Raw genomic sequence first — 23,240 nt, 5'->3', positions numbered from 1 at the left:
GCCGTCACTACAGCGAGGCCGGCTGGTCTCGCCACATTGACCGCGGGTCGAGGGCGGCGGCCATCGCGAGGTGGCCCGCCGCGCTCGGGTGCAGGTGGTCGCCGCAGTCGTACGCGGGCAGCAGCCGGCACGGCTCGGCAGGATCGCGGAGCGCCGCGTCGAAGTCGGCCACCCCGTCGAACACGCCCTTCTCACGGATGAACGCGTTCACCGCCAGCCGGGCACGCTCGCCCTCCGCCGTGTGGTACTCGGCCCCCGCGTACGGGGTGATCGTCCCGCCGATCATCCGGACCCCGGCGGCGTGCGCCGTGGCGGCCATCCGCCGGTACGCGGCCACGAGGTCGCCGGCCCGCGCGCCCGCCCCGAGGTCGTTGAGCCCCGCCTGAAGGATCACGGTCCCGATGCCCGGCTTGGTCAGGACCTCGGCGCTCAGCCGCTCCTCGGCAGGACGCCCGGTCCCCGCGGCCAGCACCTTTCCACCGGACACGCCCTCGTTGAGCACGGCGAGGTCCAGGCGGTGGGCGAGCAGGTCGGCCCAGCCGTTCCCGGTCTCCGAGCCGACGCCGGTGGTGAGGGAGTCCCCGAGCGCCGCCACGACCGGCACCGGTTCGGCCGTGACGACGGTGAGCGCGTCCAGCCAGTGCCAGACCGCCCTTTCGCCGGTGTACGCCGCGCCGCCCTCGTCCGCGGCGTGATCGCCGGCGATCGACCGGTAGGCGGGCGAGACGGCGGGCTCCCCTCCGGCGGGGGACGGGACGGTGGCGCGGTTGCGGCCGGTCAGCGTGTCGGCCTCGCCGCGCACGTACACGCTGACCGCGAGCCGCTGCCCGGCCCGCACCGCTACCGGATCGCTTGGGCTTGCCACCTCAGGCGACAGCGGATCGCTGAGGGCCGTGGCCCCCGGTGCCACCGTCACCTGGGGGGAGCCGCCGAACGTCACCAGCCGGTTCGACCCCGGCTCCAGGACGGCCCCGGCCCGTGACACTCCCACGTACACGCGCCCGAACGTGACCTCCCGGTCCCCGAAGGCGTTGGTGAGCCGCACCCGCAGCCCGATCCCGCCCACGCCGGCCCGCACCACGTTCCGCACGGTCAGATCACGCAGCGGGCCTCCGAGCCGCTCGGAAGCGGCCGCCCAGGTGGTCACCGGGCGGCCGCCGGTCACCGGTCCCATGCCGCCGTGAACGCGTACCGCCCCGACCCGACCTGCGACACCACGGGGACAGGGTTGCCCGACTCGCGCACCGACGACGGATCCGTGGTGGGCACGTGGACGGTGGCCACGGCCCCTGGCGGCACGCGTACGTCCAGACGCAGCGTCCCCCCGTCCACCTCCCACCGCGAGGCCAGCCGCCCCAGCGGCGTCTCGTACGCGGCGGAGGCCCACCTCAGCATTCCCCCGGGCAGCGGCCGGATCACCGGGTGGCGGAAGCCGGCCGAGCCCTCCGCCTGGCCGAGCCCGGCGACCCCGCCGTACAGCCAGGCGCCGACCGAGCCGAGGGTGTAGTGGTTGAAGGAGTTCATGGCGACGGGGCCGAAGCCGGCCTCCTCGGTCCAGCCGTCCCAGCGCTCCCAGATGGTGGTGGCGCCGCGCTTGATCGAGTAGCCCCAGGAGGGGTAGCGGTCGTCGTGCAGCAGCGCGTACGCCAGGTCGGCGTGCCCGTGCTCCGACAGGACGGGGCCGAGCAGCGCGACCCCGGCGAATCCGGTGGTCAGCCGCCGCCCGCGCCGCTCCAGGTCGGCCACCAGGTGCGAGACGGCGGCCGGCACGAGGTCGCCGGGCACGAGGCCGTGGGCGAGCGCCAGCAGGTAGGCGGTCTGCGTGTCGCCGGTGATCTTTCCGTCGGCCGCGATGAACTCGCGCGCGAACACCTCCCCGATGCGTTCCCTGAGCGCCGCGTAGCGGCCGGCCGACGGGTCGCCCAGCACCCGCGCGGCCCGCGCGGTGAGGTCGGCGCTGAGCGCGAAGTAGGCGGTGGCCATCACGTCGCGGGAGGTCGTGACCCCGGCCTGCAGCCAGTCGCCGTAGTGGCTGCCGACGCGGTCGCGCCAGACGAGTCCCGGGTTGTGGCGTTCGATGTGATCGACCCACCGCCTCATGCTGGGCAGGCTGTCGCGCAGGATCCGCTCGTCCCCGTACACCCGGTACAGGTGCCACGGCACGATCGTGGCCGCGTCGCCCCAGGCGGGCGCGCCGTGCCGCTCGGTCATGACATGCGGCACCACGTCCGGCACCGCGCCGCCCACCGCGTCCTGGCCGCAGCGCAGGTCGGCCAGCCAGCCGGTGAAGAACGCCGCCACGTCCGCGTTGTAGCAGGCCGTGGGCAGGAACACCTGCGCGTCGGCCGTCCAGCCGAGCCGCTCGTCACGCTGCGGGCAGTCGGTCGGCACGGAGACGAAGTTGTCGCGCTGACTCCACCGCAGATTGCTCATCAGCTGGTTCACCATGGCGTCGGAGCTGGAGAAGTCGCCCGCCACCGGCGTGTCCGAGTGCATCACCCGCCCGACGACGTCGAAGTCGCCGTGCCCGCTCACCTCGACGTAGCGGAAGCCGTGCACGGTGAAGCGCGGCTCGAACGTCTCCTCCGGCCGCCCCGCCGCCACATAATGGTCGGTGGCCTCGGCGGAGCGGAGGTTGGCGGTGTAGAGGTCGCCGTCGTCGGTGAGCGCCTCACCGTGCCTGAGCGTGATCCTGGTACCGGCCTTCGCGCCGCGCACGGTCAGGCGGACGCGTCCGGCGATGTTCTGACCGAGGTCCGCGATGCTGTGGCCGTCGCGGACGCGCATCTCGACGGGCGCCAGCTCTTGCGTCACCCGCACGGGCTCGCCGGCGGAGGGCACGAGCACGTCCGTGGCGGTGTCCGCGATCCCGGCGGGCGCCCACGAGGAGTCGTCGAAGGCGGGCAGGTCCCAGCCGTCGAGTTCGAGCCTGGCGTCGTACCACTCGCCCATCAGCAGGTCGGCGTAGCGCAGCGGGCCGGTCGTCTCCCGCCAGGTCCCGTCGGTGCCGACCACCGTGCGGGAGCCGTCCGCGTGCTCGGCCACGAGCTGCAGGAGGAGCTCCGGCCGCCGCCCGTACCGCTGGGCCTGCTGCCTGCCGTCCCAGCCGAGGCTGCCGGACCACCAGCCGTCCGCCAGCACCGCTCCCACGCACAGCGGCCCGTCCCCGGCCAGATCCGTGACGTCATAGACCTGGTACGGGACGCGCTTGCGGTAGTCGGTCCAGCCGGGCGTCAGCTCGCCGTCGCCGACGCGGTGGCCGTTGACCCGCAGCTCGTACAGGCCGCGCGCGGTGCACACGATCCGGACGGCGGTCGCCGGGCGCAGCTCGACGACCCGGCGGAAGTAGCGCGGCGCCGGCAGGGACGCCGTGCGGACGGAGCGGGGCTCGCGGTCGTCCTTGGGCGGCTCGAACGGGGGCTCGGTCTCCGGGTCGTGGGTGATCCAGGCCGCCCGCCACTCGCCGGGGTGCAGGATCCCGGTGTCGAACCAGGACCGCGCGGACTCGCCGTCGCGCAGCTCGACCTGCCAGGTGTAGCGGGTGAGCGAGGCCAGCGGCGCGCCGCCGTAGTCCGCGTGCGGGGCCTGGCCGTCGATCCAGCCGCTGTCCCAGGCCAGGGCGTCGCCGGGGCCGCGTACCGTGATCCGGTGACCCGACGGGGCGTCGCCGCGCCGGTCGGAGGCCAGCCGCCAGGCCAGCCGGGGCGCGGGCGTGCCGATGCCGAGGGGGGTGGCGAGGTGCTCGCACCGCAGGTCGTACGGCCGCAGCCGCTCGGCGGAGACCGCTTCGGGCAGAGACCAGCTCATCGTCACCACGTCCATTCCTGCGCCGGGCGGGCCAGCGTGTAGTCGCGCCTGGGGGCCGTCGGGTGGACCTTGCGCCCGCTGTACATGGGCCTGGCCGTCCCCTCGGGGCTGATGCCGATCACGTCGTCGCCGCGCCAGCGCACCTGGTACTCGCGGCCGGCGGCGACCTCGGTGCTGGTCGTCTCGGGGACGGGGAAGGTGACGGTGACGCGCTCGCCGGCGCGCGGGGCGGGGATCGACAGGTAGCCGTCGGGGGCCCACGCCCCGGCCTGGCCGCCGTCGTAGCCTCCCGACTCGCGTGACACGCGGACCTTGGCGTACCCGGCCCAGTCGGGGATCCGCAGGCGCAGCTCGGGCAGGTCCTCGTGCACGTCGAGGTCCACCCGGCCCTCGTGGGGGAGGTGGCTGAGCACGGTGACCTGCTTGGTGGCGCGGGTGAGGAGCAGGTTGATCCGGTTGCCGGTGACGATGGAGTTCCAGCCCCAGAACAGGCCGCGCACGCCGGAGCCGACGCAGCACGCCTGCACGTCGGCGGTGTGGCCCCGGCCCAGCTCGACGTCGCACACGTAGTCGTTGGGGGCGCCGTACCCGGCGAAGGCGCCGAGCACCCGCTCGCCCACCCGGACGCGCGTCGTCCAGCCGGGCTCGTCGCCCGACGCGTCGGGCGCGGACTCGACCCAGCTCAGGTCGAGGAGCTGCGACTCCACGAGGTGGTTGCGCAGGAACCGCTCGACCACCCCCCAGTACGCGGTGTGCCCGGAGCGGGCCAGCGTGGTGCCGGTGCCGATGAGGTCCACCAGGGAGCAGCTCTCGTGCTCGTAGCGCTGGTCGGCCAGGTCGCCTGGGGTCCAGCCGAACGCGGTGGCCTGGCCGAGCGCCCAGTCGTAGCTCCTGCGCACGAACGCGGTCAGCTCGTGGTCGCCGGTGTGCGCGGCGTAGCGGGCGAGTCCTTCGAGGGTGCCGAGCCGGGTGTGGAAGTGGCCGCTGCGGTAGGCGCGGGCGGCGTTGAAACTGCCGTCCTCGTTGTAGACGCCGCTCTTCTCGACGATCAGCCGGGCGAACCAGCCGCACAGCTCCAGCGCGTCCTCGTTGCCGGTGGCCTGGTGGTAGCGGAGCAGCGGCATGATCAGCCGGCCGCTGAACGAGGCCGGGTCGGGGGCCAGGTGCAGCGCGATCGCGTTGGGGGAGGGCCAGCCGTCAGGGGTGTACTCGGAGGCGGGGTAGAACCAGACGTCCCGCTCCTTGATCGCGATCCGCTTGAGCGCGGCCACGTGCCGGTCCACCAGCCGCTTCGCCTCGGGGGCGCCGTCGGAGACGAACCACGTGGTCAGCGACAGCAGCACGGCCCGCTGGTCGATGAGGTTGGCGTTGGCGGGCCAGCCGCGTTCCGGCCTGGCCTGCCGGTAGCTCAGCCCGTCGGGGCCGAAGAAGCCGGTGAGTCTGGTCCTGAAGCCCTCCTCGACCTCCCGCCAGGTGTCCTTGCCGGTCATCTGCCTGGCCAGCAGGCAGGCGTCGAGCAGCCGGCCGTGGCTGGAGCCCCAGTCCCAGTCGCCGTGCTGGAGCGTCGCAGGGCGGGCCAGCAGGTCGGCGCTGAAGTACGGGATGCCGCCGAGGTCCGGGTCGGGGAGCCCGGCCACCGCGTTCATCGCCAGCTCGGCCCGTTCCTCCAGCAACACCGTGTCGGGAATCTCCGGCATGTTCACCTCATAAATATTCAAGGGCGCATAAACCTCTCAGTCAGCCTCCTTCGCATCTGACACCGCCGTCAAGATGTGTATATATATTCATGTCTTGTTGGATATGTAAACCTGAGGCACGATGGCCGCATGAGCGATGATGCGGTGGTGCGTCCGCGCCCCGAAGCGGCAGTGACCCTGCGACCCGCCTCCGGCGCGCGGATCGAGGGCGGTTTCTGGGGCACCCGGCAACGGGTCAACCGCGACGTGACGATCCCGCTGGGCGCCCGGCGCATCCGCGAGTCCGGCGCCTTCGCCAACCTGGAGGCCGCCGCCCGCGGCGCCGGAGGAGAGCACCGCGGCAAGGTCTTCGCCGACTCCGACGTCTACAAGTGGCTGGAGGCGCTGGCCTGGGAGCGCGGCAGAGCCGACAGCGACGAGCTGGCGCGGGCGTACGAGGAGGCGGCCGGGCTGGTCGCCGCCGCCCAGGCCCCGGACGGCTACCTGCACACCCACACCCAGCTCACCGGCCGCGAACGCTACTGCGACATGGCCTCCAGCCACGAGCTCTACTGCGCCGGGCACCTCATGCAGGCCGCCGTCGCCGGCAGCCGCGCCATCGGCGACGACACGCTGCTGCGGGTGGCCGCGAAGTTCGCCGACCACCTCGTCAAGGACCTGCCGGCCGACGCGCTCGACGGGCACCCGGAGATCGAGACCGCCCTGGCCGAGCTCTACCGGGAGACCGGCGTCCGCCCGTACCTCGACCTGGCCGCCCGCATGGTCACCGATCGCGGGCACGAGCGGCTCCCGCTCAAGGGCCACCACGGGCCCGGCATCCGCCAGGACCGGGTGCCGCTGCGCGACGCCACCACCGTCGAGGGGCACGCCGTCCGTGCCCTGTACCTGGCCGCCGGCGCCACGGACGTCGCCGCCGAGACCGGCGACGACGGCCTGCTCGCCGCGCTCACCCGCCAGTGGCACGACATGGTGGCGACCAAGACGTACCTCACCGGCGGGCTGGGCTCCGTCTGGTACGGCGAGCAGTTCGGCGGGCCGCACGAGCTGACCCCCGAGACCGCCTACTGCGAGACCTGCGCCGCCGTCGCCAGTGTGCAGTGGTCGTGGCGCATGCTCCTGGCCACCGGGGAGCCCGGCTACGCGGACCTCATGGAGCGCACCCTGTACAACGCCGTCCTGCCGGGCCTCTCCCTCGGCGGCGACCGCTTCTTCTACGTCAACGCGCTGCGCGTGCGCGCGGGCGCCAACCCGGACGACCGGCGCGCCGCCGCCCGGGGCCGCCAGGACTGGTACGGCACCGCCTGCTGCCCGCCGAACGTCATGCGCCTGCTCTCCTCCCTCGGCCACTACCTCGCCACCCAATCCGAGGACGGCGTCCAGCTCCACCTGTACGCGTCCGGCACCGTGCGGGCGGGAGACGTGCTGCTGGAGGTGGAGACCGGCTACCCGTGGGACGGGCGCGTCGAGGTCGTGGTGCGGGAAACCCCCGACCGGCCCTGGACGCTCGCGGCGCGCATCCCGGCGTGGGCCGAGGGCGCCACGGCGTCCGTCGAGCCGGGCGCGTCCGGAGGCGGCCTCGCGGGCGGCGGGGCGGACGCCTCCGGCCCGGGTGCCGGCGCAGGAGGCGAGGCGGAGCCGCGGCCGGGCTCGTACCAGCGGATCCGGCGCGCCTGGCGGCCCGGTGACCGCCTCACGCTCGACCTCGCCGTCCGGCCCCGCCTCACCGCCGCCGTGCCCCGCCTCGACGTGGCCCGCGGCCAGGTCGCGGTCGAGCGCGGCCCGCTCGTCTACTGCCTGGAGCAGCCCGACCACCCGGGCGTCATCGTGGACGACCTGTGCGTGGCCGCGACTCCCGGCCTGCGCGACGGCGCCCCGATCGCGGGCCTGCCCGCCGAGGTGGTGCCGGTGATCGCGCGCGGGCGGATCCACGCGCATCGCGACGAGGACGCGGGCTTCCCCTACCGCACCGCCGCCGCACCCCGCGAGCCCGAGCACACGGGGCCGGTGGACCTCACGTTCGTGCCGTACTACGCCTGGGCCAACCGCGGGGCGGGGCCGATGACGATCTGGACACCTCTGCACTGAGCGAGGACCAGGGCGAGGGCGGTGGCCGCATGAGCGCGTGCGGCCACCGCCCTCGTCGAAGCGCGTGCGGCTAGCCGACCGTGACCCCGGTGATCGACAGCCCCTCGACGTCGATGGCCACGTCCGCCCGCGACGTCCGCGCGAACGAGCTGTCCCTGATCGTGATGTCCCGCAGCGGCTGCTCTGGATACCCCCGCAGCAGGTACGCGCTGCGCGTGCGATCGCTGCGCACCCCCGCCACGTGCACGTCGCGGATCGGCGGCGGGTCGTCGCCGTTGTGCCCGTCACCGTGGTAAAGATCGATCGACACGACCTCCTTGGTCAGCTCGCTGACCTCCACGTCCCGCACGTAGACGTTCTCCACGAAGCCGCCGCGCACCGAGTTCGTCTTGATGTAGAGCCCGAAGTAGAGCCCCTCGCCGCCCCACCGGCAGCGCTGCACGAACACGTTGCGGATGCCGCCGGTGGTGTCGGTGCCGATGGCGACGGAGCCGTACCGGTAGCGCATCTCGCAGTCCTCGATCAGCACGTCCTCGCACGGCACCCCGACCCGCCGCCCGTCGGGGCCGCGGCCGGCCTTGACGGCGATGCAGTCGTCGCCGACGTCGAACACGCAGCCGGAGATGACCACGGACTTGCACGACTCGGGGTCGCAGCCGTCGTTGTTGGGGCCGCGCGAGTAGATGGACACGTTCCTGACCAGCACGTTCTCGCACCGCACCGGATGGATCTCCCACATGGGGGAGCGGACGATGCGCACCCCCTCCACCAGCACGTTCCTGCACAGGTACGGCTGGATCAGGTTGGGCCGCAGGTAGTGGCCCGCGCCGAAGACGCGTTCCTCGACCGGCACGCCCTCAACGGCCATGCGTTGCAGGGCGGCCCAGTCCTCGTCCTCCCAAGGCATGCCCTCGCGGTAGCCGAACTCGGGCGTGCCCACCCACGGCCACCAGTGCTCGGGGCCCGCCGAGCCGTCCAGCGTTCCCTCGCCGGTGATCGCGATGTTCTCCTGGCCGAAGGCATAAATGAAGGGGGAGTAGTTGTAGCACTCGATGGCGGAGAAGCGGGTGTAGACGGCGGGCAGGTAGTCGGCGGGGTCGGTGCTGAACAGGATCGTCGCGCCCGCTTCTACGTGCAGGTCCACGTTGCTGAGCAGGTGGATGGCGCCGGTCGGGTGCGTTCCGGGCGGGACGCGGACGTGGCCGCCGCCCGCCTCGTGGCAGGCCTCGATCGCGGCCCTGAACGCCTGCGTGCCCTGCCCGTAGGAGGTCACGTCGAACCAGCGGTCGGGGAACTCCGGCGGGCGCACCCGGTCGCGCAGCTCGTCCGCGTACCGCCAGGCCTCTTCCTCGGTGGCGAAGTTCATGAATCCTTCCTCATGCGCAGGGCGTGGTAGAGCGGCAGCGCGATGACCCAGGACGGGTTCCAGGTGTTCGCCTCGCCGGTGCGCTGCCAGTTCGTCTGGAAGAAGCCCTCGCCCTGCTCGCCGGGGGTCTGGAAGCCCCAGTCGCCGGGCTCGGTGCAGATGCCCTGGCCCATGGCGTGCAGGATGCGGTCGGCCTGCTCGGCGTACCAGGCCCGGCCGGTCGTCCGGCCGAACTCGCTCAGCTCGGAGGTCGGGAAGAACACGTCGAGGTGGTGGTTCTGGACGCTGACCGACGGCCAGCCGCACGCCTTGAAACCGCGCCGCTCGAACGTGCTGCCCTTGTCGAAGTCGGGCGACCACACGTAGACGAACGTCAGCAGCCAGTCGGCCGCCGTCTCCGCCCACTGCGCGTGGTGCTCCTGGCCGGTGAGCTGATACAGCTCCCAGGCGGCCAGGAAGAAGTACATCCCGGCCTCCTTGTCCTCCCCTGAGGCGTCGAGGGTGGCGTGCGCGAACGGCCGCTCGTACGTGGCCGCGTGCAGCCGGTGGTAGGCGGCCAGCACCTCCTCGGCCCGCATCAGCCACATGCGCTCGCCGCTCAGCCGGTACGCCCCCAGCATGGCCTGCACGCATGCGACGCCCGCCGCGCTGACCATGGGCGAGACAGCCGTGCCGTGCGGCGTCCAGCCGATCGGGACGACGCCCTCGGGCAGCCGCGTGTGCCAGAACAGCGCGGCGGCGTCCTCCACCGCCTCCTGCCACTGCGGCGGCACGTCCAGGCCGGCCTCCCTGAACTGCAGCGCGAGCGCCGCCAGGTCGGCGATCGTCTCGCCGTGCGCGCGGCTGGAGACGAAATCCCCGCCGTGGGCGCCGTTCCTGCGGAACATCTCCCACCGGCCCTCGTCGACCAGGTAGCGGGCGTGGCGCAGCCCGCGTACCGGCGTCGCGCTGCCCTCGACGTAGAAGTCCGCCGCCCGCCCGGCCCGCTCGAAGCGCCCGAGCATGGCGTCGCACCGCGCCAGCTTCATGCACTGGCCGGTCCACCCGTACAGGTACGAGCGGGGCCGGCCGTGACGGACGCCCTCGTAGGCGAGGTAGCCGTCGCCGTCCCAGCGCGCGTCCATGGCGATGGTCTTCAGCCGGACGATCTCGTCGATCGGCAGCGGCCTGGCGCCCTCGTCCTGGTAGAGCCGGGTGTGCACGAGCCTGGTGAAGCCGAGGCCGCGCGGCTCCACCGGACCCCAGTCCAGGGTGTGACGGGTGACGATCGTCTCTCCCGGGGCGAGGTCCCGGTAGCCGAGCGGCCGCTCCTCCACCTGGGCCTTGCTGACGTAGCAGACATCCGGGGCGCCGTTGAACGCGATCACCCCGCTCATCGCCGTCACGACGGGCCCGGGAAGGACGCCGAGCGAGCCGTAGGAGACCCTGCCCTGCCCGTCCCTGGCGGCCTCCGGGTGCGCGAACAGGCTGACGTAACGGTCGTCCCAGGCGGCGTTGACGGCGGGGATGGGCAGGCGGTGCTCCTCGCACACGTACCCGAGGTGCGGGACCTGGCGGTCCGGGTCGGACGACGGGTTGTCGTTGTAGAGCACGCCCGGCATGGTGACGTGGGCGTCCTGGACGGGGAGCGGGAGCAGGATGCCCGCCGCCACGTCGGCGATCTCGCCGTCCGTGTCGTTGCGCCAGGTGGTGGTGAGGGTGAGCAGGCCGCCGGGGGTGAAGGCCAGCTTCAGGCTCGCGCTCAGCCCGCCGGCCCGCGCGGTCACCACGACCGTGTCCCCGCGCAGGTGGACGGTGCCGGGCTCGGCGGGTTCGACGCGCCACGGCCGGCCCGCCGAGGCGGTGAGCAGGCCGCGGAGCGGCGCGCGCAGATGCGGGCCGCCCGCGTCCCGGTGGCTCAGGTGCATCTCCGGACCTTCGGGACCCGTCACCACCTCGACGAGCTTCCCTCCGGGTTCGGCGATGCGCGGGAGCACCGGCGTCATGACACCCGCCGCAACCGGATGGCCTGCCCGACTGTCCCGGGCAGCGGGACCGTCACCGAAGGCCCCTCCTGCACCCCGTGCGGCGTCACCGTCATCTCCCACGTGTCGATCACCTCGACCTCGTACCGCCCCTCCGGCACGTCGTAGGTGCGCTCAGGGAAGCGGTGCTCGCCGCAGAACTCCAGGTAGAACTCACCGGGCACCTGCGACATCGGCGCGTCGCGATCGACGTACCCGGCCTCGTCCGGGATGGTGACGAGCACCTGCCGCAGCAGCCGCAGCCGCGGCACCGCCTCGCCGACGAGCGTCCCGCCGCCCTGCGACCAGGTCAGCCCGTCCTCGTCCAGGTACGACTCGCCGTGTGTGACGCACCGCCGCCGCACGGCCCCGTCCCAGGCCTGGGCCACGACGTCCTGCGGGGTCAGGCTCAGCCACGGGTCGGGCGCGTCGCCCTCGTAGCCGCACATGTCCATGGCGACCGGCTGGTGGTGGTCGCGCGTCTGGACCCACGCGTCGCGCGGGCTGCGCGCGGTGACGCTGCCGTGCGTGAAGCCGCGCCGCCACAGCAGCGGCGAGTCGGCGGGCACGGTGATGGACAGCGGGTGGTGGCCGGGGTCCTCCTCGGCGACCAGGCCGGCCAGGCGCACCCAGTCGTGCTCGGAGATGCCGGGGAAGAGCGAGGGGTCGGCGGACAGCGACCACCACACGTTCGGGTGCGCGGCCAGGCGAGGCACCACCTCCGTAAGGTAGCGGGCCGCGGCGGGCGCGTCGGCGATGCCGTCGTCCGGGTGCAGCAGCACCAGTTCGGCCGTCACCCCGATCCCGGCCAGCTCCGTCACCCGCTCCTCCAGCGAGTCGAGGCTGCACCGGCCGGCCAGCGCCGCCATCCGCACCCGGTCGAAGGGGGAGGACTCCAGCGTGGCGAGCGTCCGCTTGCGCCGGTTGCCGCCTTGCAGGTGCCAGGCCAGCGCGGTCGTCGCCATCCCATTGATGATCATGAAACCCTCGTCATCCGCAGCGCCAGGTACGGCCGGCGCGGCAGCGCCACCCGCGCCTGCTTCCGGTGCGCGCCGTCCACCGGGGTGATCGTCATGTTCCAGGCGTCGATCAGCTCGACCTCGTAGGCGCAGCCGTCGTCGGGCAGGTCCACCGTGACGGCGGACGCCTGCCGCCGCCCGAGGTAGCGCAGCAGCACGCCGTCCCGGCGCGCCTCCATGACCTGGCGCAGGAAGGCGATCCTGGCGGGGCTCTGCCCGTACAGGCCGCCTCCGTTGCCGATCCACGCCCGCTCCTCGAAGCCGGACATCGACTCGCCGTGGCCCGCGTAGCCGCCGCGCGCCATGGCCTCCCAGAACCGGTCCACCAATTCCTCGCCGGTGACGTTGCCCCAGCGCCTGCCGATGTTGCCCTCGTAGCAGATCTCGTCGAGCACCACGGGCTTGCCGCAGGCGCGCAGCCACTCGTCGGTGGGGGTGACGTCCCAGTGCTGGATGCTCTGGTGGGTGACCCACGGCTTGGTGAAGTCGTACAGGGTGGCGACCTCGTACATGCGGGTGCCGTTGTGGATCGAGCGCAGGTGCTCGTAGGGGTCGAGCCGCACGATGACGCGCAGGATGTCGTCCCAGTCCTCGACGGTCTTGGACTTGTTGAAGTCGTACTCGTTGGCGGCCGACCACCACACGTTGCGGTAGGCGGCCAGGCGGGCGATCACGTACCGCAGGTAGGCGTGGTCGGTCTCCCGGCCCATGTCCTGGATGCCGCGCCGGCCGAAGTCGTAGGGGTGGAAGAGGATGATGTCGGCCTCGACGCCCAGCTCCAGCAGGTCCTGGACGCGGGCCTCCAGGTGGCGGAAGAAGACCGGGTTGTACCGGGTCTTGTCCAGCCCGTCCGGGTCCGTGCCGGCGAACGGCAGCTCGGGCGGCGTCATCGCGCCGGTCGGCAGCACGCACATGCGCAGCTTGTTGAAGGGCGAGGCGGCCAGCGTGCGCAGCGTGCGCCGCTCGCGCTCCTCGTCCAGGTCGTGCGTCCAGTGGTAGGCGGTGGTGCCGAACGGCAGGTACGGCGTGCCGTCGGCGTACTCGAAGTCGATGCCGGACGCGCGCACGGGGCCGTGGTTGCCCTCGGACGCGGGCGACACCTCGAAGGCGCCCGCGTGGCCGTCCAGCTCGGTCACATTACTGACGGTGGTGTAGCTCCACGGACCCACCGCGTCCGGCATGAACCGGACGCGGTAGACGCCGTCGCCGTCGTAGAAGCCGTCGGCCTCGACGATGCGATTGCGGAACTGGAACCGGGCCGACAGACGAACGTCAGCGAAGGGGTTGCCGTCGGACGGCCCGGTCAGCTCGATCTCGTGGACGCCCCAGCGTTCCACGGTGGGGGACAGTGTTACCAATCCTTCCCTGCGGCGGCCTGCGCCTTGATGTAGTTGGGGATGTCCTGCTGCTGGGACAGGGTCAGCGCCTGCTCGGGCGTACCGCCGTCACGCAGGATGTGCTGGCGGTAGACCGACCACAGCGGCAGGTCCCAGAACTCGGTGTTCTGGTAGTTCGTCACGGCGGCGTTCTCGCCCCAGTACACGGCCGACGTGTCGAGCTTGGCCAGCTCGGGCACGTTCTTGCCGAAGTTCGACACGACGGCGTCGGTCTGCAGCACGGCCTTGACGCCCTGCTTGGAGATCTCCGTCTGGGCCTCCTCCGACACCAGCCACTTCACGATCCGCAGCGCCTGATCCTTGTGCGCTGCCGACGGCGGGACGAACGCGGCCCTCGTGTTCGGCTGGTAGATGGTCTTGCCGCCGCGCTTGAGCACCGGGACCGCGCTGACCCCGATGTCGACGCTCTTGGCCTGCTCGGCGAAGGCCGCCTCGTCGCCGTCCTCGATGAACAGCTCGCTGCCCGCGTACATGTTCAGCCGCGACAGCGTCTCGACCGCCATGGCCAGGTGGCCCGGCTGGCTCATGTCGCCCTTGAAGAAGTCGGTGACGGTGGTGAAGTCGTTGCGCGGGATCTCCAGGAAGCGGTACAGGTTGTCGACGTAGGTCTTCCAGGCGTCACTGCTGATGTCGACCTTGAGCTCTTCGGGCTTCGGCTGCTCGCTCGTGGTCGGCAGGAACGGGTAGAGCCCGGCCTGGTTGAAGTCCAGGTACTGGTCGGGGTGCTGCATGTAGCCCTTGTAGTGGTCCAGGCCGTCGTCCCTGGTGAGCTGCTTGGCCTTCTTGTACGCCTCGTCGTACGTCATCCCGGGCGAGGGGTACTTCACCCGGAACTTGTCGAAGATCTTCTTGTTGTAGAGCAGCACGTGCTCGTCGATGAACAGCGGCACGCCGTAGATCCCGCCGTCGGAGCGCGACTTGGTCAGCTCCACGGCGGCCTTGTTCAGCGTGTTCAGGTCGATGCCGGCCGCCTGGAGGTCGGCGGTCATGTCGCCGACCCAGCCCAGCGGCTCCAGGTCGCGGTCGATGCGGTTCTTCGGGTCCTCGATGATGATGTCGGGCGTGACCCCGGCCTTCTTGAGGTCCTCGTACCGCACGGGGTAGTCCCACGTGGCGTACTTGATCTTCACGTCGGGGAAGGCCGCGCGCAGCTTGTTGCCGATGACCTCGTCGAAGACCCTGGTCGCGGAGGCCTGCTCGTCCGCGACGGTCGCCTCGAACGGCTTGTAGTTGGCCGCGAAGATGAACAGCTCGTCGTCGCAGACCTGGAACGGCAGGTTGTACTTGTTCCCGACGTCCTTGCACGCCGCCGCCGAGGCGTTGGCGGGGACGGCGGTGACGGACAGAGCGAGCGCCAGCAGCGCGATCCCACGAACCTTGCTCATCATTCACTCTCCTTGACGGGCGAATAACTGCACTGGCGCACGACGTTCCGCCGGACGTTGTTCTTGAACTCGGTGATCGTGTGCTCGGGCCAGTTGGAGAGCAGCCCCACCGAGTTGCGGAGGAATTCCTCGTTGAACACCACGTGGCGGATGTTGTTGCGGTTGTAGGAATAGACCATGTGGATGAAGCCGTCGGCGCTCTGCGCGAGCACCGGGTAGGTGAACTGCGGGCCCGACTGCGCCTCGACGTCCACCGTGTTCTCCCAGGTGCGCCCCTTGTCGGGCGACAGCGACACGCGCATCGGGGAGCGGTGCTCCACCCACGGGTTGTAGGCCAGCACGAGCTTGCCGTCGGCCAGCTTCAGCGCGGCGACGCGGGAGTTCGGGTTGCCGATCGGCTCGGCGACGGGAGCGCTCCAGGTGCGGCCGAAGTCGGTGGACTCGCTCTTGTAGATCGCCTTGTCGCCGGTCCTCATGTACGCGATCAGCCTGCCCGGCTCGGCCTCCACCACGGTCGGCTGGATCGAGCCGCCCGGCGTGCGGATCCACGCCCCGGTGTCCTCCGGGTACGCCTTCCACGTGCTCAGGTCCTGGCTGAAGACGTAGAAGCCGGACGTGGAGTTGGCCTCGTCGTAGATGGGCAGCAGCACCTCGCCGTTCGACATGCGGATCGGGTTGGTGCCGACCATCCAGCCCCACTCGGAGCGGATGGTGGTGGGCTCGCCCCAGGTGCGGCCGCCGTCGTCGGAGGTGATGAGCCGGATGGAGGCCTGCTCCCAGCCGTGCCCCTCGATGACGACGAAGAACAGGTAGACCCGCTTGCCGTCCGACCACAACACCGGGTTGCCGTCGGCCTTGCCCGGCTCGTCGAACACCACCTCCGGCTTGGACCAGGTCTTCTTGCCGGCCTCCAGGCGCGACAGGTAGAGCGCCTGGTTCGCGGCACCCTCCGACGTGCCGCCGTAGTAGACGGTCAGCATGTCGCCCGTCGGAGCCTGCGTGATGGCGGCGGCGTGCACCTTGGGCACGTTCGGGTCGGGGGCGGCCACGTCCTGGCGGCAGGCGTACGCGCCCGTGGGCGCCACCTTCACCTCGTCGTCATGCCAGCCCGCCACGTACGAGGGCACCCCGACGGCGACCGCCAGGGCGCCGTATAAAAAGCTCTGTCTGAGTCTCATGAAGCGTCGATCTCCAGATGTTTGATGGTCTTCCTCAGGTAGGAGAAGGCGACGTGCAGCCGCCCTGCTCGGCCGTCGATGACGCTCGGATAGGAGTAACCGAGCTCGTTCTGCCAGTACTCGGAGTCGGAGTCCTGCAGCACCCGCCGGTGCGGCCAGTTCGCGCCGCCGTCCTCGGAGAGGGCGACGACCAGGGGGGTGCGCAGCGCCTTCCTGCGCCGCTGCCCGTTCTTGGTCACCCACCTGAACTGGTTGCGCTCCAGGCTCGCGTCGTTGTAGACGAGCGCGAGCCGTCCGTCGCCGAGCCTCGTGAGCTGGACGGAGGAGTCGTTGTTCGGCAGTTCGGTCCGCTCCGGAGCGGACCAGGCGCGGCCGTCGGCCGAGGTGGAGGCGTAGATCCGCCCTGCCCGCCGGTCGCGGTACATCGCCAGCAGCGCCCCGCTGGGCCGCTGGGCGATCGTCATCTGCACCAGGTCGCCGCTGTCCGGGACCTGGTGCTCGGTCCACGTGCGCCCGCCGTCCGCGCTGAGCTTGACCACGCTGTGGTCGCCGGCGGCGGTGCAGTGGTAGGCGGGCAGCACCCACGTGCCGTCGTCCAGGACGGCGGGCGGGTGCCGGATGAAGGTGCCCGGCTCGGCGAACAGCACGCGCGGCTCGCTCCACGTGCGGCCGGCGTCGGCCGAGGTGCGGGCCACCACGTGCGCGGTGGTCTGGTCGTGCGGCTCCATGGAGGTGTGCAGCAGCCACACCAGCCCGTCGCCGTCCTCGAACAGCACCGGGTTCTGCTCGCTGCGCAGCGGGTCCGCCGCGACCAGCAGGGGGTCCGCCCAGCGGTCGCCGGTGCGGCGGGAGACCACCACGTTCGTGCCGGGGTCGCCTTCCTGTGGTCCGCTGAACCAGGTGGACAGCAGCTCGCCGCCGCGCGTGAGCAGCAGGTTGACCGCGTGGTTGTCGGGGCCGTGCGGCACCGGCAGCAGCGCCTCGCGGGCGCCGGGCAGCACGGCGGACGGCCGCACGATGCCGTCGAAGCGCGGGTCGGCCGCCTGGACGGCCGCGCCGGCTCGGGGGCCCGTGTCGGCTCGGGGGCCCGTGTCGGCTCGTAGGCCCGTGTCGGCTCGGGGGCTCGTGTCGGCTCGGGGGTCGGTCACGCCTTCACCTCTCGTACGTCGGGGTCGGGGACGCCGCGCAGGTCGAGCTCCTCCGCGAAGTGGCAGGCCACGCGCCGCCCGCCGACCTCGCGCAGCGGCGGGCGCTCGGTGCGGCACTCGTCCTTGGCGTACACGCAGCGCGGGTTGAACGGGCATCCAGGCGGCACGTTCGCCGGGTCGGCGATGTCGCCGAGCAGCTTGATCCGCTCGCGGTGCCGCTTGGCCGCCGGGTCGGGGTCGGGCACGGCCGACAGCAGCGCCTCGGTGTAGGGGTGCAGCGGCCGCGTGTACAGCTCCTCGGTGGGGCCCTGCTCGACCACCCGGCCCAGGTACATGACCGCGACCACGTCGGAGACGTGCTCGACGATGCCCAGGTCGTGGCTGACGAACAGGAAGCCCAGGTCCGACTCCTCCTGGAGGTCCATCAGCAGGTTGAGGATCTGCGCGCGCACCGACACGTCCAGCGCGCTGACCGCCTCGTCGGCGACCACCAGCCGGGGCGAGAGCGCCAGCGCCCGCGCGATCCCGACGCGCTGCCGCTGGCCGCCGCTGAAGGCGTGCGGGTAGCGGTTGGCGTACTCGGGGCGCAGGCCGACGCGTTCGAGCAGCTCGCCGACGCGCTGGTCGATCTCCTCCTTGGTGCCGTAGTCGTGCACCCGCATCGGCTCGCCGATGATCTCGCGCAGCGTCTTGCGCGGGTTGAGCGACGAGTGCGGGTCCTGGAAGATCATCCGCACTTCGGTCCTGTACGGCTTGAGCTCCTTCTCCTTCAGCCCCGCCACGTCGATCACCGAGCCGTCGGGCCGCCGGTAGAGCATCCGCCCGCCGGTCGGGTCGTGCGCCCGCACGATGCACCGGCCCAGCGTCGTCTTGCCGCAGCCGGACTCGCCGACCAGGCCGAGCGTGGTGCCCGCCGGGATCTCCAGATCGACCTCGTCGACCGCCTTCACCGCGCCGACCTGCCGGCCCAGCAGGCCGCTGCGGATGGGGAAGTGCTTGGTGAGTCCCTCGATCCGCAGCAGCGGTTCGGTGCTCATACGTCCTCCTCCTCGTACAGCAGGCACGAGACCTGGCGGTCCCCGACCTGGAGCAGGCGCGGCTCGACCGCGTCGCACCGCCCGGCCACGACGTGGTCGCAGCGCGGGTGGAAGAAGCAGCCGTCCGGCCGCGCGTACGGGGCCGGCACCATGCCCTTGATCGCCGTCAGCCGCCGCTGCCTGGCCCGCCCCAGCCGGGGCATCGAGCGCAGCAGCGCCTGCGCGTAGGGGTGGCGGGGCGCGGCCAGCACCTGCTCGGCGGTGCCGTACTCGACGACCCGGCCCAGGTACATGACGGCCATGCTGTCGGCCACCTGCGCCGCCACCCCGAGGTCGTGCGTGATCAGCATGATCGCCATGCCGAACTCGTCCTGCAGATCCCGCAGCAGCTCCAGGATCTGCGCCTGTGTGGTGACGTCCAGTGCGGTCGTCGGCTCGTCGGCGATGAGCAGGCTGGGCCGGCACGACAACGCCATCGCGATCACGGCGCGCTGCCGCATCCCGCCGCTCAGCTCGAACGGGTAGGCGTCCACCCGCCGGTGCGGCATCGGGATGCCGACGCGGTCGAGCATCTCGATCGCCCGCTTGCGGGCCTCGGTCTTGCCGACGTTGTCGTGCAGCCGCACCGCCTCGACGATCTGGCTGCCGATGGTGTGCACGAGGCTGAGCGAGGCCATCGGCTCCTGGAAGACCATCGCGATGTCGTTCCATCTGACCTGCCGCAGCAGCTTGGTGTCCGCGCCGACCAGCTCGACGGGGCCGCTCTCGCGGTGCAGCGTGATCTTCCCGCCCTCGATCTGGCCCGGCGGGTCCACCAGGCGCAGGATCGAGCGGGCCATGACGCTCTTGCCGCAGCCGGACTCGCCGACGATGGCCAGCGTCTCGCCCTTGCGCACCTTCAGGTCCACGCCGTCCACGGCGCACACGACGCCGTCGTCCATGAGGAAGTGCGTGCGCAGGTCCTCGATCTCAAGCAGCACGTCGTCTGCGGGCACGCCTGCTCACCTTCCTGTTGCCGTACGGGTCGGCGGCGTCTCTGAGCCCGTCACCGAAGAAGTTCATGGCGACCACGACGACCACCACCGCGACGCCCGGGGCGAGCAGCCACGGCGCGTTCGCCACGACGCGCACGTTCTGGGCGCCCTCCAGCAGCACGCCCCAGCTCACGGCCGGAGCCTGCAACCCCAGGCCGAGGAAGCTCAGGCTGGTCTCGCCGAGGATCATGGCCGGGATGGCCAGCGACAGCGAGGCGATGATGTGGCTGGCGAACGACGGGATCATGTGCCGGAAGATGATCGACAGCCGGCCCACGCCGTCCAGCCGGGCGGCGGTGACGAAGTCCTCCTCGCGCAGCGACAGGAACCGGCCGCGCACGTCGCGGGCCAGGCCGGTCCAGCCGATCAGTGACAGCAGCACCGTGATGGCGAAATATCGGGTCAGCGGCCCCCAGTCGGTGGGGAGCGCGGCCGACAGCGCCATCCACAGGGGCAGCGTCGGGATCGCCATCAGGAACTCGATGACCCGCTGCACGACGTTGTCGACGCCGCCCCCGAAGTATCCGGAAATGCCGCCTATGAGCATGCCGAGGAGGAAGCTCGCCGCCACGCCCACCAAGCCGATCGACAACGACACCCGGGCGCCGTGGATCAGCCTGGACAGCAGGTCCCGGCCATTGGCGTCGGAGCCGAGCAGGAAGAACGGCTGGCCCTTGGTCTCGGGCCCGATCAGGTGGATGTCCGACGGGATCAGCCCGAGCAGCTTGTACTCGTCGCCGTGCACGAACAGCCCGATCTCGGTCACCTTGGACGGATCCTCGGTGTAGGTCTGCGCGTACGTCGCCGGGTCGCGCTCGGTCGTGTACCCGTACACGTGCAGGCCGTGCTCGCCGGAGAAGTGCAGGACCTGCGGCGGCGCGTACGTCAGCGAGGTGTTCGCCGTCGAGCTGGACATCGGCGCGAAGAACTCCGCGAAGATGGCCACGAAGTACACCGGGATCAGGATCCCCGCACCGATCATGGCGAGCCGGTGCTTGCGGAACTGCCGCCACATCAGCCGCCACTGCGGCAGCGTCCCTGCTTCCTGTCTCGTGGGTCGCCTGAGAAACATGTGGCGCTACTCTCTGTTGTACCGTTTGCGGATGCGCGGGTCCCACCACGCCAGCGCCAGGTCGCTCACCACGGTGCCGACCACGGTCAGCACGCTGAGGATCATGACGAAGCTGCCGACGAGGTACATGTCCTGGTTCATGACGCCGCTGAGCAGCAGCGGGCCGCCGGTGGGCAGGCTCATGACGACCGAGACGATGGTCTCCCCGCCGATCAGGCCGGGCAGCAGCCAGCCGACCGTGCTGAAGAACGGGCTGAGCGACATCCGCACCGGATACTTCAGCAGCAGCTTCCACTCCGGCAGCCCCTTGGCCCTGGCCGTGTGCACGTAGGGCCGGTAGAGCTCGTCGAGCAGGTTCGCCCTGGTCACCCGGATCATGCCGGCGGTGCCGGAGACCGCGATGACCGCGATCGGCACCCAGAGGTGCCCCGCCAGGTCCAGGACCTTGCCCAGGTTCCAGGCCGCGTCCTGGAACTGTGGCGAGAACAGCCCGCCCACGCTCGCGCCGAAGTAGCGGAACCCGATGTACATGAGGATCAGCGCCAGCATGAACTCGGGGATCGCCATCCCGATGAAGCCGAGGAAGGAGAAGCCGTAGTCACCGATGGAGTACTGCTTGACCGCGCTGTAGATCCCGATGGGGAACGCGATCGCCCACACCAGGAGCAGCGAGCTGACCGACAGGATCGCCGAGAGCAGCACCCGCTCGCCGATGAGCGTCGAGACGGGCTGCTTCCAGGCAAACGATTGACCGAAGTCGCCGTTGAGGACGATGGCGGAGATCCAGCGCCAATACTGGACGAGGAGCGGGTCGTCCAGCCCGTACCGCAGCCGGAGGTTGGTGATCTGCGCCGGGGTGAGGCTCTCCCCGCCGGCCTGCGCGTTCGCGATCACCGTCGAGACGTAGTCACCCGGCGGCAGGTTGATGATGACGAAGGTGACGATCGAGATCGCCCACAGCGTCACCACCACGTACACGAGGCGGCGGCCGAAATATCTCAGCACGTCGGCACCTCAGAAGGAGTACTGCTCGGGCATGGTCGGCCCGGGGGTCACCTGTGCGCTGGCCATGGTGTCGGGCACGTTCTTGAGCGTGTTGGAGACGATGCCGTACTCGTTCGGGTACGTGCTGATCCCGATCGCGTAGAACTGCTCCTTGGAGATGCGCACGACCTCCTTGGCGTGCTCCAGCGCCTTGTTGAAGTCCGGCTCGGTGCGCATCGCGGTGAACGCGTCGAGCTGCGCGCGCACCTCCGCCGGCGGCTCGTCGCCGTTCTTGCCCTTGCTGCCGTACCACAGGGCCCAGCGGATGGCGTAGCGGGCGCTGCCGGAGTTGCTCGGCACGTAGTAGTGGTCGCCGCCGGTGCCGGTGATGATGTCGAAGTCGCTGCACGTGTACACGGACGCCTGCGGGTTGTTGCCCATCGTGCGCTCGGTGTAGAGCGTGGCCGCGACCGGATCGACCCGCAGGCCGACCCCTACCGCGTCCCAGTGCTTCTTGACGAACTCCAGCGCCTGCACGTGGTGCGGGAAGTCGGTGTTGGACATGACGGTGATGGTCAGCGGCTTGCCGTCGGGGCCGAGCCGCTTGCCGCCGGAGTCCTTCTTCGTCAGCCCCGCCTTGTCCAGCAACTCGTTGGCCTTGGCGACGTCGTACTCGGTGTACTGCTTGGCGAAGTCCGCGTCGTAGAGGGCGTTGGCCTTGGAGGGCGCCGCCTGCCACGGCTCGCCCTGGCCGGCGTACACGCCGTCGATGATCTCCTTGCGGTTGATCGCGTACGACAGGCCGATCCGGAAGTCCTCCTTCTGGAACAGCTCGCGCAGGTCGTCGTCGCCGATCGTCTGGTTGAACTGGATGATCATCGTGTTGCTGAGCCGGCTCGGCACGTCGAAGAGCCGGTACTTGCCCTTCTCGGCGTTCTGCGCGATCAGCGGCTTGTTCTCCGGCGTGTTGAAGTTGCGGGTCTGCATGGTGATCTCGCCGTTCATGATCTTCAGCAGCTCCACCTCGACGTCCCCGAGGACCTCGGCTCTGAAGCGGTCGAGATAGGGGAGCTGCCGCCCCTGCTGGTCGACCTTCCAGTAGTACGGGTTCCGCTCGGCCACCACCGCCGTGCCGTTGCCGAGCGCGTTGCTGATCTTCCACGGGTGCAGCGTGGGCATCTCGGCGTTGTGCGGGACGTCGTTCTTGTTCATGAAGAGCTGGGTCCAGTCCTCCAGCTGCTGCTCCTTGGCGAGCTTGTCGGCGTCCGGGTTGTGCTTCTTGTGGAACTGCTTGAGGTAGTGCTTGGGCAGCAGGAGGCCGCTCGCCCCGCCCCGCTCGAAGGTGGAGACCGCGATCTGGAACAGCAGGCCCGCCTTCGGCTCCTTGTAGACGTAGCGCACTGTGCGCTCGTCCACCTTCTCGACCTTGGCCTTCTCGGTGGTGCTGCCGTTCTCCAGGAAGAGGTCGTAGACGCCGGTGGTGTGCAGGTCGTGGTAGGTGGTCACGTCCTCGAACGCGAAGATCATGTCGTCGGCCGTGCAGGGCTGCCCGTCGGACCACTTCAGGCCCTCGCGCAGGCGGAAGACGTATTCCCGGCCGCCGTCCTTGACCTCGAACTCGGCGACGTTCGGGATGATGTCGTCCGGGCCCTTCTGGCCGTTCGTGCCGGGCTTGAGGCGGACCAGCGGCTCGTAGGCGAGCGTGTAGTACAGCCAGTCGAGGTCGTCCTCGCCGACCATGGCCGAGCTCCAGCTTCCGCCGTACTTGCCGGGCTCCTTGAGCGGGGTCACGACCAGCGGGTTCTTCGGCAGGCGCTGCTCCAGCGGCGGCAGCTTGCCGGCCTTGACCAGCTCGGCCAGCGCGGGCGCCTCCTTGGCCGAGGCGTCGGCTACCTGGGCGGCGCCGCCTCCGGCCGCGCTGGGGCTGGTGTCGAAGAAACTGCAGCCGGTGGCCGTGGCGAGCATCAGCAGGCCCCCGCCCCGGAGCAGGCTCCTCCTCGTGAACGCTTCGTTTGTCATGGGTGCTCC

The 23,240-nt window shown here is 71.1% G+C and carries 16 protein-coding genes; 1 reads left to right on the top strand and 15 read right to left on the bottom strand.

Annotated features, from left to right (window positions below):
* Positions 1-7: 7 nt before the first annotated feature.
* Genes FXF51_RS51600 through FXF51_RS51590 form a run of 3 tightly spaced genes read right to left on the bottom strand, consistent with a single transcriptional unit; the run spans position 8 to position 5,504 of the window.
* Complete coding sequence (locus FXF51_RS51600; protein WP_148442193.1) at positions 8-1,174, bottom strand: GDSL-type esterase/lipase family protein; 1,167 nt, start codon at positions 1,172-1,174, stop codon at positions 8-10.
* On the bottom strand, positions 1,162-3,807 hold the full coding sequence (locus tag FXF51_RS51595; protein ID WP_222871853.1) for a glycoside hydrolase family 78 protein: 2,646 nt from the start codon (positions 3,805-3,807) through the stop codon (positions 1,162-1,164). Before FXF51_RS51595 ends, FXF51_RS51600 begins: the two co-directional genes overlap by 13 nt.
* Before the next feature lie 2 nt (positions 3,808-3,809).
* Positions 3,810-5,504: a glycoside hydrolase family 127 protein gene (locus FXF51_RS51590; RefSeq protein WP_222871852.1), complete on the bottom strand. Its 1,695-nt coding sequence runs from the start codon at positions 5,502-5,504 to the stop codon at positions 3,810-3,812.
* 129 nt (positions 5,505-5,633) lie between these two features.
* Here FXF51_RS51590 and FXF51_RS51585 point away from each other — a divergent pair, with 129 nt between their 5' ends.
* On the top strand, positions 5,634-7,589 hold the full coding sequence (locus FXF51_RS51585) for a glycoside hydrolase family 127 protein (RefSeq protein WP_148442191.1): 1,956 nt from the start codon (positions 5,634-5,636) through the stop codon (positions 7,587-7,589).
* 70 nt (positions 7,590-7,659) lie between these two features.
* Here the strand turns inward: FXF51_RS51585 and FXF51_RS51580 are convergent, their stop codons facing one another.
* The 12 genes from FXF51_RS51580 to FXF51_RS51525 are packed head-to-tail and all read right to left on the bottom strand — an operon-like array spanning position 7,660 to position 23,231.
* Positions 7,660-8,955 (bottom strand): glycoside hydrolase family 28 protein, encoded by a 1,296-nt coding sequence (locus FXF51_RS51580; protein WP_148442190.1) that lies wholly within the window; start codon positions 8,953-8,955, stop codon positions 7,660-7,662.
* Positions 8,952-10,940: a hypothetical protein gene (locus FXF51_RS51575; protein WP_222871851.1), complete on the bottom strand. Its 1,989-nt coding sequence runs from the start codon at positions 10,938-10,940 to the stop codon at positions 8,952-8,954. Before FXF51_RS51575 ends, FXF51_RS51580 begins: the two co-directional genes overlap by 4 nt.
* Positions 10,937-11,938: a DUF5605 domain-containing protein gene (locus FXF51_RS51570; RefSeq protein ID WP_148442189.1), complete on the bottom strand. Its 1,002-nt coding sequence runs from the start codon at positions 11,936-11,938 to the stop codon at positions 10,937-10,939. The genes FXF51_RS51575 and FXF51_RS51570 overlap by 4 nt, the downstream gene beginning before the upstream one ends.
* Positions 11,935-13,314 (bottom strand): DUF5060 domain-containing protein, encoded by a 1,380-nt coding sequence (locus tag FXF51_RS51565; protein ID WP_222871850.1) that lies wholly within the window; start codon positions 13,312-13,314, stop codon positions 11,935-11,937. The genes FXF51_RS51570 and FXF51_RS51565 overlap by 4 nt, the downstream gene beginning before the upstream one ends.
* A gap of 14 nt (positions 13,315-13,328) precedes the next feature.
* On the bottom strand, positions 13,329-14,759 hold the full coding sequence (locus FXF51_RS51560; RefSeq protein ID WP_187415029.1) for an ABC transporter substrate-binding protein: 1,431 nt from the start codon (positions 14,757-14,759) through the stop codon (positions 13,329-13,331).
* Positions 14,759-15,937 (bottom strand): sialidase family protein, encoded by a 1,179-nt coding sequence (locus FXF51_RS51555; RefSeq protein WP_148442186.1) that lies wholly within the window; start codon positions 15,935-15,937, stop codon positions 14,759-14,761. The genes FXF51_RS51560 and FXF51_RS51555 overlap by 1 nt, the downstream gene beginning before the upstream one ends.
* On the bottom strand, positions 15,934-17,085 hold the full coding sequence (locus FXF51_RS51550) for a sialidase family protein (RefSeq protein WP_222871849.1): 1,152 nt from the start codon (positions 17,083-17,085) through the stop codon (positions 15,934-15,936). Before FXF51_RS51550 ends, FXF51_RS51555 begins: the two co-directional genes overlap by 4 nt.
* Positions 17,082-18,122, bottom strand: coding sequence for an ABC transporter ATP-binding protein (locus tag FXF51_RS51545; RefSeq protein WP_148442185.1), 1,041 nt, complete (start codon positions 18,120-18,122; stop codon positions 17,082-17,084). The genes FXF51_RS51550 and FXF51_RS51545 overlap by 4 nt, the downstream gene beginning before the upstream one ends.
* Entirely contained in the window at positions 18,119-19,117 is a 999-nt protein-coding gene (locus tag FXF51_RS51540) for an ABC transporter ATP-binding protein (RefSeq protein ID WP_262380443.1), read from the bottom strand. Before FXF51_RS51540 ends, FXF51_RS51545 begins: the two co-directional genes overlap by 4 nt.
* Positions 19,092-20,228 carry an ABC transporter permease gene (locus tag FXF51_RS51535; protein WP_148442184.1) on the bottom strand — a complete coding sequence of 379 codons (1,137 nt, stop codon included), beginning with the start codon at positions 20,226-20,228 and terminating at the stop codon, positions 19,092-19,094. The genes FXF51_RS51540 and FXF51_RS51535 overlap by 26 nt, the downstream gene beginning before the upstream one ends.
* Before the next feature lie 6 nt (positions 20,229-20,234).
* Positions 20,235-21,233: an ABC transporter permease gene (locus FXF51_RS51530; RefSeq protein ID WP_148442183.1), complete on the bottom strand. Its 999-nt coding sequence runs from the start codon at positions 21,231-21,233 to the stop codon at positions 20,235-20,237.
* A gap of 9 nt (positions 21,234-21,242) precedes the next feature.
* Positions 21,243-23,231, bottom strand: coding sequence for an ABC transporter substrate-binding protein (locus FXF51_RS51525; protein WP_148442182.1), 1,989 nt, complete (start codon positions 23,229-23,231; stop codon positions 21,243-21,245).
* Between the last annotated feature and the right edge of the window lie 9 nt (positions 23,232-23,240).

Source organism: Nonomuraea sp. PA05 (assembly GCF_008086045.1).
Lineage (GTDB): Bacteria > Actinomycetota > Actinomycetes > Streptosporangiales > Streptosporangiaceae > Nonomuraea > Nonomuraea monospora.
Note: the sequence above shows the minus strand (reverse complement) of the source record. Positions and strands in the feature narration are given on the sequence as shown.